The following is a 13851-nucleotide window of genomic DNA, read 5'->3' on the forward strand; positions in this document are numbered from 1 at the left end:
GCCATGTAACAAAATGTTTGGAAACAGACAGATGTCTGTATTTGATTTAGACATTCCTTATGTTTATCAGTGGTTTAAAGCTTGTTTTTGGAGTGCAGTGCAACTTTCCGACACGTTCATAAGGCTGGGGTGTGGTGAAATATGAGGCAGAAAACGGGAGAGCCAGCAGATAAAAAAGTAGGATCTGCTGGAATTTATGACTGCTCCGATCTCTGCGTTTTATGACGGAAAAGTTGCATGTTTACGCAAATGAGAATCAGATGCTGAGGAAACCTAACGGCAAATGTCGCCGTACATCGGCGCACAGAGCTGAACTAAATCCTGCATTGCTAGTTCAATTCCGGCCATACGGTCGCCGCTGCTGATATTGACGCGCTGGAATTCTGCCAGCGCGTGGTCGAAGACGACCGGCAATCTTTGCTTCAGCCCGATGGGGGCGACGGTGCCAATGATCAGTCCGGTGACACTTTCGACGTCTCTGGCGTCTGCGCAGGTCATACGCCGGCACGCAAACAGAGCCCGGACCTTCTTGGGATCGACCTGCCTGGTACCCGGCACACAGGCCAGGACATGAAAACCGCTCATATCCCGCAGCAGAATCGATTTGACCATTACTTCGGGTGCGACTCCGCGGGCTTCAGCGGCTTCCTCGATGGTACGGGCGGGTTTGCTGTGCGTCAGCAGCAGGAAGTCGATGCCTTCCTGCTGAAGATAACGGGTGACAGGCGTATCTAACATCAGGCCTCTTCATCCAGCGAATAGGGCAGTGGTTGTTGCAGCCACTGACCTTCAGGCTCGGCTGCCAGACGGAAAGCAGTTCCCTCATCCAGATCATTCGGCAGCACAACCAGGGCAATCGCCTGACCATCGCTGAACTGATAACCGGCAATCACCGTGCCGCCTTTACGCCAGTTTTCGCCGACGCTGCGCTCCAGTACGTCTCCGGCTTTCGGACAGTGCGCTGCCGGTCCGGACAGCAAATACATGGCGCGTTTATTGATGCCGCGCCATTTGGCCCGGGCAACGGTTTCCTGGCCGGTGTAGCAGCCTTTCTTGAAGCTGATCCCGTCCAGTGCCTGCAGATTCAGGGACTGAGGAATGAATTCAAGCTCAGTTGCTGATTCGATCCGGGCAATGCCCTGACGGATATCATGAAGATCCCACAGTGAATCATCAGACAATAAGGCTGTGCCACTCAATTTGGCTGCAATGTCATTGGCCGTTGCTGCATCGACGGCCAGCAGCCAGCGCTGATCATCAATTTTCACGGCAGTGCCATCAGGCAGCGGGCGCACATCACCTTCGCCGCCAACAAGCTGATCGATCATGGCTTCAGCCTGCTCACCCGCGAATCCCAACAGAATGTCCTGACTGGCTTCGATGGTGGTTTTTGAGAAGATGGCGTACTTTTTCAATTCCGGTAACTGGGTGTCCATCACGCTCTTGCGCTGTAACCAGCCCAGCCCATCCCGATGGCGGAACAGACGGAAGACGGTCCGCATCTTGCCTTTGGCATCACAATGAGCGCCCAGGGTGGACTGGTCCGGCGCCAGTGAGACGACATCACAGGTCACTTGTCCCTGCAGGTATGAAATGCTGTCCGGGCCAACGAGAGTCACCAGTCCCCAGCTGCTGAGATCGATCAGGGCAAGGGAAGGCATTGCGCTTTCAGCGGTAAGCGGGATTTTGTCGAATTGCAAAGTTTCAGACCAGGTACTCATCATCGTATCCATTGTTGAAAGAGGGAACGAATTACCCTCAGAAAGGCATCGAATAAGCGCTATGTTATCGCTCTGGCTGGATTTTGTCAGCCAGCAGTCTGCAATACCTGAGTTTTGATGTCAGGAATTATCTCGACCAGCTCTCATTTTACTGTGCCGTCTGCTTGTGCAGATAGGCGGCGGCCAGCCTGGCTGGTAGTATTGCCGCAATAAATACACCAACAGGAGTTGAGGTTGGAAATGATAGGTGCCAATGATAAAGCACGAATTAGGTGGGCTTGCCGCCGTGGCATGCTGGAGCTGGACGTCATCCTTTTGCCGTTTTTTGAAGAGTGTTTTGATGATCTGAGCCCGCAGGAATGTCAGGATTTCGTTTCTCTGCTGACATGTGACGATCCTGACTTGTTTAATTGGCTGATGGAACACGGGAACAGCAGCAACCCGGTTCATGCAGCGATGGTGGACAAAATTGTTGCCCACAACAAGAGTAAGCTTCGCTAATCTGCATATCTTTCCTTCTGATATCTTGCTTGTCGCTTTAACCGGGGCTTACCTGACGGCGGCAGGCATGCTGTTCTTTCTGGCCGTGATTGAGGTGTTGTCATTGCCGCTGGTTTGGCTGATGTGTTTATGGCTGTGGCCTGAATATGTAAAAGCCGGAAACCGCGCCGCTCAAATCAAAGGTCGCCTCGTTCTTTTTGCGGATCAGCAACTGGAATGGCAAAACCGGCAGTGGCAATTATCTCATGCACTGTTGCTCACCCCCTACCTGCTGGTGATGGAACTGGAAGCTTCCCAACACGTACATCGCCTGACGATATGTCTGGATGCCTGTACAGATCAGGAATTCCGACGTTTGAGTCTCTTCTGTCGGTTGGCTTAACTATTTCCTTTGGCTTGTTACTGCGACAGATTCAAACTTGGAAGGCACTTCAATTTTTAACACATAACCCGCTTGAAAACCTCGCGAAGTCCTCAGGATACCGGCGTTGTCTGACGTTCTTACTGTGTAATTACATGATGAGAAATTTATAATAACAGCCTCGGAATTAGCAATGGCGAACTTCCGCACAGGTGTCTCTTGAGGGAAAGCAATGTAATGAAAATCAGACATAAGTTACTGGGGCTGGCGGGGTTAACTGTTGCTGCGATTTTTTTACTGATCGGGATCAACAGTTACAGTAATCAGCAGTTCGCAAAAATAGAAACTGCAAAAGGGCAAATCGATAAGCTGGAAGTGACATTGCTGAACCTCAGACGCAATGAAAAAGATTTTCTGGCCCGTATGGACGTGAAATATCTCAAGACGTTTAACGGGAATATCGACAAGTTTTCTCGTCAGCTGACATCGTTGAAAAATGACTTGGCTTCACTGTCGATTCAATTGCCGCAGGTCAATTCACTGCCCGGGCAGATGGCAAGCTACCATCACGGGATGCAAGACCTGGTTGCCGGTTATCAGTCTCTGGGACTGAGCCTGTCTGAAGGGCTGTATCATGACCTGTATGAAAAAGGCGATGTTCTGATTACACAGGCATCGGACAGCCCGCTGTCACTGGAAGCTTATCAGGTTGTCCTGACGGCCAAGCTCTTTGCGACTACAGATGACAAAGCTTTGCTTTCCGAATATCACCGCTATCAGGACGCATACGGCGATCAGTTAACGGCCGGACTGGGTCAGCTGTATCGTGATTTTCAACAGGCATTTGATCAGTTTGTCGCTCAGAAAACCCGGGTGGGCCTGAGCCATAAAGAAGGCATGAGAGGTCAGATCCGTGATCAGTCACATCAGGTTGAAGCTGAGTTTGCACTGATGCAGCAGAAACTGGATCAAGAGGCGGTTGCCGTCAATGCCATGATTACCCGGTTTACCTGGCTGGTGGTCATCGCGATCATTGCGACTGTGATCGTTCTTTCCTGGCGAATCAGTGTGTCCATCTTGCGTCCGGTTGAACGCCTCAGCGGTCTGATGAACCGTATTGCGACGCGCCATGACCTGACTTTGCATGCCGATACTTCGGGGAATGATGAGCTGGCGGAAATGGGGACACATTTTAACTATCTTCTGAATAGCCTGCGTCAGCTTGTGAGCGAAGTACAGTCAGCTGTATCTGAGCTGGGTGCCGCTTCTTCTCAGCTGCAAAAGCGAAGCCAGGAGGCTGAACATGCTCTGGCCGCCCAGCTGACAGACAGTGACTCGGTTGCTACAGCCAGTACGGAAATGCGCGCGACGATCGGGGATGTCGCCAGCAGTACTCAGCAGGCGGCTTCGCACACGGCCCGCAGTCATGATGAAGCGTCACGGGGACTGGCGGAAGTTGTGGAGACCCGTTCGCGTATTTATCAGCTGTCGTCAGGTCTGGCGCAAAGTACCGAGGAAGTGTCGAGCCTATCGGGCTTGTCTGACAATATCGGCTCTGTGGTCGATGTGATCAAAAATATCGCTGAGCAGACCAACCTGCTGGCACTGAATGCGGCGATTGAAGCAGCCCGTGCCGGTGAGCAGGGCAGAGGCTTTGCGGTAGTTGCGGATGAAGTTCGCTCTCTGGCGATGCGGACTCAGCAATCGACACAGGAAATCACGTCGATTATCAGCTCCCTGCAACAGCAGACCGAGCAGGTCGTGAGCCATATTGAACATTGTCGTTCGCTGGGTGAACAGAGCGTTGCGCAGGCCGACAGTGCGGAGACCAAAATCAACACTATTATTTCGGATATGCAGCAAATCCTGGAGACCAGCACTCAGATTGCCGCTGCTGTGGAACAGCAAAGCTATGTGTCTGAGGACATTGGTGAGCGTGTGGTTTCAATTCGTGATGTGACCAACAGTAATGTCACCATCGTGCAGGAAAATGTGCAGGCGGCGCAGTCGGTCTCGCAGCAGGCCAGTACGCTGGCCGAAGCCATCAAGGTCTTCAAAGTCTGAGCTGATTAACTGTCAGATCTGAAACGGGAGCCATGGCGGCTCCCGTTTTTTTATCCGCTATTGGGTCTTGCGCGGATCCAGAATGGTTGGCGACAGGGTCTCCAGCATTTCCGGGTAATCGAGTGTGTAGTGCAGGCCCCGGCTTTCTTTGCGTGCCAGGGCACAGTGGACCATCAGCTCAGCAACTTGCACCAGATTCCGCAACTCCAGCAGGTTGTTTGAGACCCGGAAGTTACTGTAGTACTCGTCGATTTCCTGCTTCAGCAGCTGGATACGGCGCATGGCTCGCTCCAGACGCTTGGTCGTCCGCACGATTCCCACATAGTCCCACATAAAGAGACGCAACTCATGCCAGTTGTGCTGAATCACGACTTCTTCGTCGGAGTTGGAGACTTTACTTTCGTCCCACAGCGGCAGTGAAGCAGGCAGGCTGACCTCATTCATATGCTCGCTGATATGGTTTGCGGCCGACCAGGCGTAGACCACACATTCCAGCAATGAGTTAGAAGCCATCCGGTTCGCACCGTGCAGACCGGTGTAGCTCACCTCACCAATGGCATACAAGCCGGTCAGATCTGTCTGGCCCTGTTTGTTCACCATCACACCGCCACAGGTATAGTGGGCTGCAGGTACGACAGGGATCGGATCGGTCGTGATGTCGATGCCGTAGGTCAGCAACTTTTCATAAATGGTCGGGAAGTGTTTGGTAACGAAATCAGCCGGTTTGTGACTGATATCCAGATACATACAGTCTGCACCCAGACGCTTCATCTCATAGTCGATGGCGCGGGCGACGACATCCCGGGGGGCCAGTTCCGCACGCTCGTCAAATTCCGGCATGAAACGGGAGCCGTCCGGGCGACGTAAGTAAGCACCTTCACCACGCAGTGCCTCCGTTAACAGGAAGTTGCGCGCCTCCGGATGGAACAGACAGGTTGGATGGAATTGGTTGAACTCTAGGTTAGCGACCCGGCAACCGGCCCGCCAGGCCATGGCAATCCCGTCGCCGGAAGAAACGTCCGGGTTTGACGTATACTGATAAACCTTGGACGCTCCGCCAGTGGCCAGAACCACGAATTTTGCACGTACGGTTTCGACGGACTCGCGCTGGCGGTTCCAGATATAAGCACCGAGAACACGGTTTGGCTGTTCGGTCTGACCCAGCTTGTGGCTGGTGATTAAGTCCAGTGCGTTGTGGCGTTCAAGCACCTGAATGTTCGGGTGATTGTGGACGTTGTCCTGCAGCGACATCTGCATCGCCATACCGGTGGCATCGGCTGCATGCAGAATTCTTCGGTGACTGTGGCCGCCTTCGCGGGTCAGGTGGTAACGCGGTTGAGCATCCGTACTGTTATCTTCCTGATCAAACGGTACCCCGGCATCAATCAGCCATTGCACGCAGTCGCGGGCATTTTCCGCAATGAAACGGACCACATCTTCATCGCATAAATGGGCACCGGCAATCTGAGTATCTTCAACATGAGAGTCCACACTGTCCGTTTCATCAAAAACAGCAGCGATACCGCCTTGGGCATAGTAGGTTGAACCTTCGCTACGCGGGCCTTTACTCAGGACAAGCACTTGACACATCGGAGCAAGACGCAGTGCCAGAGACAGGCCTGCCGCGCCACTACCGATGACCAGGACATCGCAACTGTGTTCTCGGTTCTCTTTCATATTGATCTCATATCCCTGTGGTAAGCTCGCTATATTATCAAAAAACCGTTTTGGTGGGACTTTTTTGATGGTGTGAGCATTGAGTTTGCATTTCTGTCGATCGCGGCTGTGCGGTTCAATTGTCAATAGATAGGCAGTTGCGCACAAACGGCTGAGTCAGTATGGTGTGCATGGAACTTTGCGCTTTTTTTGGGGTCTTTAGTTCTTTAGGCTTCTATGTCCATAGAATATAAGCGGTTCTGAAGTGAGGATGATCAATGGTGAAGCCATCTTTATTATTGCATTCAGAACAGGATGACCTTGTCACAGACAGAGGAGTACACGCTCGAATGAGCGAGCCGTTAACTGACCAGGTACTGATAGAGCGAGTACAACGAGGGGACAAACAAGCCTTTAATCTGCTGGTCGTGAAATACCAGAATAAGGTTTGTAATCTGATTGCCCGTTATGTCGGTAACTCCGGTGATGTGCCGGATGTAGCGCAGGAAGCTTTTATTAAGGCTTACCGCGCGCTGCCGTCTTTTCGTGGGGAAAGCGCGTTTTATACCTGGCTTTATCGTATTGCTGTCAACACAGCAAAAAATCATTTAGTCGCTCAGGGGCGACGTCCGCCAGCCACCGATGTGGACGCGGAGGAGGCCGAATATTATGAAAATGGCGGTGCTCTGAAAGAAATTTCGAACCCTGAGAACCAAATGTTGTCAGATGAATTGAAGCGGGTGGTATTCAGTACCATAGAAAGCCTCCCGGATGATTTGAAGACCGCAATTACGCTTCGTGAACTTGAGGGATTGAGTTACGAGGAAATTGCAGAAGTCATGGGCTGTCCGGTCGGTACGGTACGTTCTCGTATTTTCCGGGCTCGGGAGGCGGTCGAAAAACGGATCACCCCCCTGATGCAGCGCTAATATTTGGGCCAAACGGTGACAAAGATGGCTGATAAAGAAAAAATTTCGGCTTTGCTTGATGGTGAAGATGTCGATCAGAGTGTGATTAACCAGCTTCTGGTCGATGACGCCGCAAAGCAAAGCTGGCAGGCTTATCATTTGATGAGCGATGTTTTGCATGGTGAAGCGCCGGGACAACCGCGATGGGATATCGCCGGTCAGGTGTCGATGGCACTGGAAGACGAACCTGCGCACAGCCTGTCAGGCAATCATGCTGTAACGACAGGTCATGACAATGTGGTTCAGATGCCACAGACTGAGCAGCCTCGTCCTCAGCAGGCTCGGCGTTCCATGCCAGCCTGGCTGATGCAGTTTGGTCAGGTTGCTGTCGCAGCCAGCGTCTCATTGGCAGTGATTATCGGCGTACAACAATATAACGGTGGTGAAGAAGCATCATTAGCCAGTGGGGCAAATAATGATGTACCTGTTCTTCAGACCATTCCTTTTGCCGGAACTGCTGAACCTGTGAGCCTGACCCGTGATTCTGTTCGCCCTCACTCTGAGTCGCCAAGCGAAGCACAACTGATGGAGCAACGCCGGCGTATCAACGCAATGTTGCAGGATTATGAGTTGCAGCTGCGCCTGAATGCAGAAGACGGCAGTCTGGATAAAACTCTGTTGGAATCACACTGATTCGTGGCGGTGATATGAAAAAATTTCTGGTCGGTGTAATGACACTGGTCAGCCTGGCAATGCCTTGGCAAGCCTCTGCGGAAGAAGACACAACCACTTCTGCAGAGGCTTTGTTGCATCAAATGGATAAGGCCACCAGGCAATTGAGTTATGAGGTGTCTTACATCCTCATCAAGAAAAACAGTATTGAGCCGTTACGCTACCGCCATGCGATAGAAGACGGTCAGACTTATGCACATCTGGTTTATCTCAGTGGTCCGCCGCGGGAAGTGATTCAGCGGGGGGAGGAAGTCAGCTATTTCGAGCCTGGTCTGGATCCGTTTACGATCAACAGTAACCGTATGGTGGCCCCTTTGCCGCCGATCATGCGGAGTAATGTTGCAGAACTGGCGCAATATTACGATTTCATTCCGATGGGACGCTCCCGCGAGGCCGGAACGGCCTGCGATGTGGTGCGCATTGCTCCAAAAGACGGCGCCCGTTACTCCTATCTGTTGTGGATGGATACTCACTCACATCTGGTGCTGAGGGCAGATTTGCTCGATCGCGACGGGGAACCGCTGGAGCAGTATCGGGCGGTCTCGTATGTCGTCAATGATAAAGTGGCGGATGTGCTGGAAAGTCTGAAGTCGGTGAAACTGCCTGAAGTTGTTCAGTTGCCGCCCCAGCCTCAGGTTCAGTTGTCCTGGCAGGTGACCTGGCTGCCACAGGGGTTTGAGAGTATTGCGCATAACCGGCACCGGCTGATGCTGACAGAGCGTCCGGTGGAAAGTCAGATGTATACCGACGGGTTGTTCAGCTTTTCAATTTACGTTTCCGCAGCGGACGGGTTCAGTGTGCGGGAACAACTGGTTCGCCAGGGCCGCCGCACGCTGCACAGCCAGCTGCTGAAAGATAAAGAAGTGACTGTGGTCGGGGATATTCCGCCTGCGACCGCCAGACGGGTTGCTGAGTCAGTAACCTTTGATGGAGCCGGAAAACCATGATGCATTCACTGGCGACGGTCGTCGCCGTTGCACGGAACCAGATTACGGTGAGTTGCCAGCAACAAACCAGTTGTGGTTCCTGTGCCTCGCAGAATAGTTGCGGGACGGGAGTCATCAGCAAGGTGCTGCCCGGGCGGCAGCATCAGCTGACTCTGTCGACAAGAAATATTGATGAACCGATTGAAGTCGGGCAGCTGGTTGAAATCGGTCTGTCTGAGCGCAGTGTACTGCAGTCGGCGCTTTTGGTGTACGTTTTGCCGCTGGTGTGTATGCTGCTCGGGACCTTACTGGGTCAATGGTGGTTTGTTGAGCTGGCCGGTGGCGGTGAAGGCGGTGTGATTGCCTGTGCACTGCTGGGCGGTGCGCTGGGGTTGCTGCTGGCCCGTCGTCGCGCGTCCGGCTTGTCCTCTCAGGGGGAATACCAGCCCAGCCTGATCCGGGTTCTTGGTCAGCCCGTTGCGGACGGCCTGTCAACAAATGCGTTATCGAAAGATAGCAGCAGCCGTTGAAATTCGGTAGAATCTGCCAACTTGATCTTAGGATCCCATTCATTTTTTAATCACGAGTTAGTCACGCCAATTCATGAAGCACATTCGTAACTTTTCGATTATTGCACATATCGACCATGGTAAGTCGACGTTATCTGACCGCCTGATTCAAGTCTGCGGTGGCCTTTCCGATCGTGAAATGGCTGCGCAAGTGCTTGATTCAATGGATCTGGAACGTGAACGTGGTATCACCATCAAGGCCCAGAGCGTGACGCTCAACTATACGGCAAAAGATGGCGAAACCTATCAGCTGAACTTTATCGACACCCCGGGGCACGTGGACTTTTCCTATGAAGTTTCCCGCTCGCTGGCGGCCTGTGAAGGCGCGCTGCTGGTAGTCGATGCCGGTCAGGGGGTTGAAGCCCAGACGCTGGCCAACTGTTATACAGCGATCGAGATGGATCTGGAAGTTGTGCCGATCCTGAACAAAATCGATCTGCCTGCCGCTGACCCAGAGCGTGTCGCGGAAGAAATTGAAGAAATCGTGGGTATCGACGCACTGGAAGCGACCCGCTGTTCAGCCAAAACCGGTTTGGGTGTTGAAGATGTTCTGGAGAACATCGTGCGTTCAATTCCGGCGCCAGAAGGTGATCCGGATGCGCCGCCACAGGCACTGATCATCGACTCCTGGTTTGATAACTATCTGGGTGTTGTTTCTCTGGTCCGTATTAAGAATGGTTCCCTGAAGAAAAACGACAAGATTAAGGTGATGAGTACCGGTCAGAGCTGGAATATTGATCGTATCGGTATCTTTACGCCAAAACAGGTTGATACAGACATCCTGAGAACCGGTGAAGTGGGCTGGGTTGTTTGCGGTATTAAAGACATCCTCGGTGCGCCGGTGGGTGATACCCTGACGCTGGCGAAAAACGGCTGTGACAAACCACTACCGGGCTTTAAGAAGGTGAAACCTCAGGTTTATGCAGGTCTGTTCCCGGTTTCATCTGATGAATATGAAAACTTCCGTGATGCGTTGGGCAAGCTGAGCCTGAACGATGCGTCACTGTTTTACGAGCCGGAAAATTCAGCCGCACTGGGCTTTGGCTTCCGTTGTGGTTTCCTTGGCATGCTGCATATGGAAATCATTCAGGAGCGCCTGGAGCGTGAGTATGATCTGGATCTGATCACGACTGCACCGACTGTGGTGTATGAAGTGAAGAAGAGCAACGGTGAATTATTCTATGTTGACAGCCCGGCGAAACTGCCGCCAATCAATGAGATTGAAGTGATTGGTGAGCCGATTGCCCGCTGTAACATTCTGGTACCAAGTGAATATCTGGGTAACGTGATCACATTGTGTGTGGAAAAACGCGGTACGCAGGTTGACATGGTTTACCACGGAAATCAGGTTGCGCTGACATACGATATCCCGATGTCTGAAGTGGTTCTGGATTTCTTCGACCGTCTGAAGTCGACTTCCCGCGGCTATGCGTCGCTGGATTATGGCTTCCAGCGCTATGAAGAATCGGACATGGTTCGCGTAGATATTCTTCTGAATGGTGATCGTGTTGATGCCTTGGCTATTATTACCCATAAGGATCATGCACAGTCCCGTGGCCGTGATCTGGTTGAGAAGATGAGAGAGTTCATTCCTCGCCAGATGTTCGATATCGCAATTCAGGCGGCTATTGGTAACCACATCATTGCCCGTTCGACGGTCAAACAGTTACGTAAAAACGTGATTGCCAAGTGCTACGGTGGTGATGTGAGCCGTAAGAAAAAGCTGCTGCAGAAGCAGAAAGAAGGTAAGAAGCGGATGAAGCAGATCGGTAACGTCGAACTGCCGCAGGAAGCCTTCCTCGCCATTCTGCATGTAGGCAAAGACAAATAAATTGAGTTCGCCTTCCGCCGCAGTTTTGCGGCGGAATGGCTAGAAATACATGAAAAAATCATCATAGGGACATAGGAACAGCAATGGCTAATCTGTTTTCGTTAATCCTGGTGCTGGCGACCCTGTTTACCGGGATCATCTGGGCACTGGATCGGTTTATCTGGGCACCCAAGCGTCAGCTTAAAATTGATGCTGCCGCTGCAAATGCAGGTGGTCAGGTAGATGCAAAAACACTGGAGTCGGTTGCACCACAGCCGAGCTGGGTTGAATCAAGCAGCTCAATGTTCCCTGTGATTGCCATTATCATGGTTTTTCGCTCATTTATTTATGAGCCGTTCCAGATCCCATCCGGATCGATGATGCCAACCCTGCTGGTGGGTGATTTCATTCTGGTTGAAAAGTTTGCCTATGGCCTGCGTGATCCGGTTTTCCGTCACAAGATGGTAGAAACCGGTGAGCCGGAACGTGGGGATATTGTGGTTTTCAAATATCCGCCGCAACCGAGCGTAGATTACATTAAGCGCGTCGTAGGACTGCCAGGTGATACCGTGCGGTACAGTTACAACAAGCAGATTTGTATCGTGCCTCAGGGCGGCACTGAGTGTAAGCCAGTCCTGATGACCCATATGCAGGACAGTGATTTTGTTCAGGGCAGAACGCGCCTGATTCAGTTCACAGAACAGCTGGGTGAAGTGCAGCATAACATTCTCATCCATCCGCTGGAGCCGAATCAGACGCTGAAATATCAATATCACTCAGCGTCAGACATGGCGGAGTGGGTTGTACCGGAAGGTCAATACTTTGTGATGGGTGACAACCGTGACAACAGCGCTGACAGTCGTTACTGGGGCTTCGTGCCGGAAGCAAACCTGGTGGGCAAGGCGGTCGGGATCTGGATCAGCTTTGAATTTGAACGAAGTGCCGAGAGCGTACTTCCATCTTGGATTCCTACCGGTGTGCGATTCAATCGCATCGGTGGCATAAACTGATCGGGAAAAAATGACATCTCCTGTAGAAAGACTCCAGCGAAAGCTGGGACACGAATTTAATAACAGCGAATTACTGACGCTGGCGCTGACGCACCGCAGCGCGAACGGGACACACAACGAACGTCTGGAATTTCTGGGCGATTCTATTTTGAGTTTTGTGATTGCCGATGATTTGTATCACCGCTTCCCGAAAGTGGATGAAGGTGATATGAGCCGGATGCGTGCCACGCTGGTACGCGGCAAAACCCTGGCTGAACTGGGCCGGGAGTTTGAACTGGGTGATTACCTGTTGCTGGGACCGGGTGAACTGAAAAGTGGCGGCTATCGCCGTGATTCGATTCTGGCCGACTGTGTGGAAGCTATCATTGGCGCTATTTATCTCGACAGTGATATTGAGCATGTCCGCAGCATCGTCCTGAGCTGGTATCAGAGCCGTCTCGAAACCATTAAGCCCGGGATTAACCAGAAAGACCCGAAAACCCGCCTACAGGAATGCCTGCAGGGACGACGTTTGCCGTTGCCTGCGTATACTGTAACTAAGGTGCAGGGTGAAGCACATAATCAGGAATTCACTGTGCAGTGCGAGGTCACGGGGCTGGATAAACCTGTGATTGGAAAAGGCGGTAGCCGGCGCAAGGCTGAGCAGGCTGCAGCAGAACTGGCATTGAAGCAGTTAGAATCATGACAGACAAAACCCATTGTGGCTTTATTGCCATTGTAGGCCGTCCGAACGTCGGCAAATCCACGCTGCTGAACCGTTTGGTCGGGCAGAAGTTATCCATTACCTCACGTAAGCCGCAGACAACACGTCACCGGATTATGGGGGTGGACACCCGCGACGGCTTTCAGGCGGTATACGTCGATACGCCGGGACTGCACATCGAAGAAAAACGAACCATCAACCGTCTGATGAACCGGGCGGCAAGCAGTTCTCTGACTGATGTGGAGCTGGTGTTGTTCCTGGTCGACGGAACCCAGTGGACGCCAGATGACGAGATGGTGCTCAACAAGCTGGCGAAAACAGGTCTGCCTGTTGTTTTGCTGGTGAATAAAATCGACAACGTCAAAATGAAATATGATCTTTTCCCGCACATCCAGGCGCTGTCGGAAAAGATGGATTTTAAAGCAATCGTACCGGTTTCGGCCAAACACGGCGGCGGTATCGACGTGGTCGAGCAGATCGTTCGCGAAAGTCTGCCGGAAGGGGAATACTACTTCCCGGAAGAGTATGTGACAGACCGTTCTCAGCGCTTTATGGCGTCTGAAATTATCCGTGAAAAGCTGATGCGTTTTACCGGTGAGGAACTGCCGTATTCTGTGACCGTGGAAATCGAGCGGTTTGACTATAATCCGGAAACGGACGGCTTTGATATCAATGGCCTGATTCTTGTGGAACGTAAAGGCCAGAAGAAGATGGTCATCGGTAAAGGTGGCGAGAAAATCAAAACCATCGGCCGTGAAGCCCGTCTGGATATGGAAGATCTGTTCGAACGTAAGGTTTACCTGGAACTCTGGGTGAAAGTGAAATCCGGTTGGGCAGATGACGAGCGCGCCTTGCGCAGCCTCGGTTATATCGACGATCTCTAAGGACAG

General features: G+C 52.1%; 14 protein-coding genes. 11 read left to right on the forward strand and 3 right to left on the reverse strand.

What is annotated here, in order from left to right; all coding sequences use genetic code 11:
* Positions 1–273: 273 nt before the first annotated feature.
* Positions 274–738 carry an aminoacyl-tRNA deacylase gene (locus L4174_RS02585; protein ID WP_248144021.1) on the reverse strand — a complete coding sequence of 155 codons (465 nt, stop codon included), beginning with the start codon at positions 736–738 and terminating at the stop codon, positions 274–276.
* On the reverse strand, positions 738–1721 hold the full coding sequence (gene ygfZ / locus L4174_RS02590; protein ID WP_248144023.1) for a tRNA-modifying protein YgfZ: 984 nt from the start codon (positions 1719–1721) through the stop codon (positions 738–740). Before ygfZ ends, L4174_RS02585 begins: the two co-directional genes overlap by 1 nt.
* A gap of 240 nt (positions 1722–1961) precedes the next feature.
* On the opposite strand from ygfZ, the gene L4174_RS02595 reads away from it, so the two are divergent.
* The 3 genes from L4174_RS02595 (at position 1962) to L4174_RS02605 (ending at position 4647) form a co-directional block, all read left to right on the forward strand.
* Complete coding sequence (locus tag L4174_RS02595) at positions 1962–2222, forward strand: succinate dehydrogenase assembly factor 2 (RefSeq protein ID WP_036749374.1); 261 nt, start codon at positions 1962–1964, stop codon at positions 2220–2222.
* A 25-nt stretch (positions 2223–2247) separates the two neighbouring features.
* Complete coding sequence (locus L4174_RS02600; protein ID WP_248144025.1) at positions 2248–2604, forward strand: protein YgfX; 357 nt, start codon at positions 2248–2250, stop codon at positions 2602–2604.
* Between the two features lie 216 nt (positions 2605–2820).
* Positions 2821–4647 carry a methyl-accepting chemotaxis protein gene (locus L4174_RS02605; RefSeq protein ID WP_248144027.1) on the forward strand — a complete coding sequence of 609 codons (1827 nt, stop codon included), beginning with the start codon at positions 2821–2823 and terminating at the stop codon, positions 4645–4647.
* Positions 4648–4704: 57 nt separating this feature from the next.
* Here the strand turns inward: L4174_RS02605 and nadB are convergent, their stop codons facing one another.
* Positions 4705–6324 carry an L-aspartate oxidase gene (nadB, locus tag L4174_RS02610; protein ID WP_248144028.1) on the reverse strand — a complete coding sequence of 540 codons (1620 nt, stop codon included), beginning with the start codon at positions 6322–6324 and terminating at the stop codon, positions 4705–4707.
* A 329-nt stretch (positions 6325–6653) separates the two neighbouring features.
* Between nadB and rpoE the strand changes: the two genes are divergently transcribed.
* The 8 genes from rpoE to era all read left to right on the forward strand — a co-directional run bounded on the left by rpoE (position 6654) and on the right by era (position 13845).
* Positions 6654–7232: an RNA polymerase sigma factor RpoE gene (rpoE, locus tag L4174_RS02615; RefSeq protein ID WP_248144030.1), complete on the forward strand. Its 579-nt coding sequence runs from the start codon at positions 6654–6656 to the stop codon at positions 7230–7232.
* Between the two features lie 24 nt (positions 7233–7256).
* A complete protein-coding gene (locus L4174_RS02620) occupies positions 7257–7904 on the forward strand; it encodes an RseA family anti-sigma factor (protein WP_248144031.1) in 648 nt (215 codons plus the stop codon).
* A gap of 14 nt (positions 7905–7918) precedes the next feature.
* Positions 7919–8890 carry a sigma-E factor regulatory protein RseB gene (gene rseB, locus L4174_RS02625; protein ID WP_248144032.1) on the forward strand — a complete coding sequence of 324 codons (972 nt, stop codon included), beginning with the start codon at positions 7919–7921 and terminating at the stop codon, positions 8888–8890.
* Positions 8887–9399: a SoxR reducing system RseC family protein gene (locus L4174_RS02630; protein WP_248144033.1), complete on the forward strand. Its 513-nt coding sequence runs from the start codon at positions 8887–8889 to the stop codon at positions 9397–9399. The genes rseB and L4174_RS02630 overlap by 4 nt, the downstream gene beginning before the upstream one ends.
* A gap of 73 nt (positions 9400–9472) precedes the next feature.
* A complete protein-coding gene (gene lepA, locus L4174_RS02635; RefSeq protein ID WP_248144035.1) occupies positions 9473–11269 on the forward strand; it encodes a translation elongation factor 4 in 1797 nt (598 codons plus the stop codon).
* Between the two features lie 83 nt (positions 11270–11352).
* Positions 11353–12258: a signal peptidase I gene (lepB, locus tag L4174_RS02640; protein WP_248144036.1), complete on the forward strand. Its 906-nt coding sequence runs from the start codon at positions 11353–11355 to the stop codon at positions 12256–12258.
* 10 nt (positions 12259–12268) lie between these two features.
* Positions 12269–12943 (forward strand): ribonuclease III, encoded by a 675-nt coding sequence (rnc, locus tag L4174_RS02645; RefSeq protein ID WP_248144037.1) that lies wholly within the window; start codon positions 12269–12271, stop codon positions 12941–12943.
* The gene (era, locus tag L4174_RS02650; protein WP_248144038.1) at positions 12940–13845 is read left to right on the forward strand and encodes a GTPase Era; all 906 of its coding nucleotides are present in this window, start codon (positions 12940–12942) and stop codon (positions 13843–13845) included. Before rnc ends, era begins: the two co-directional genes overlap by 4 nt.
* Positions 13846–13851: the final 6 nt, after the last annotated feature.

The sequence above is a fragment of the Photobacterium sp. CCB-ST2H9 genome, assembly GCF_023151555.2.
GTDB lineage: Bacteria > Pseudomonadota > Gammaproteobacteria > Enterobacterales > Vibrionaceae > Photobacterium.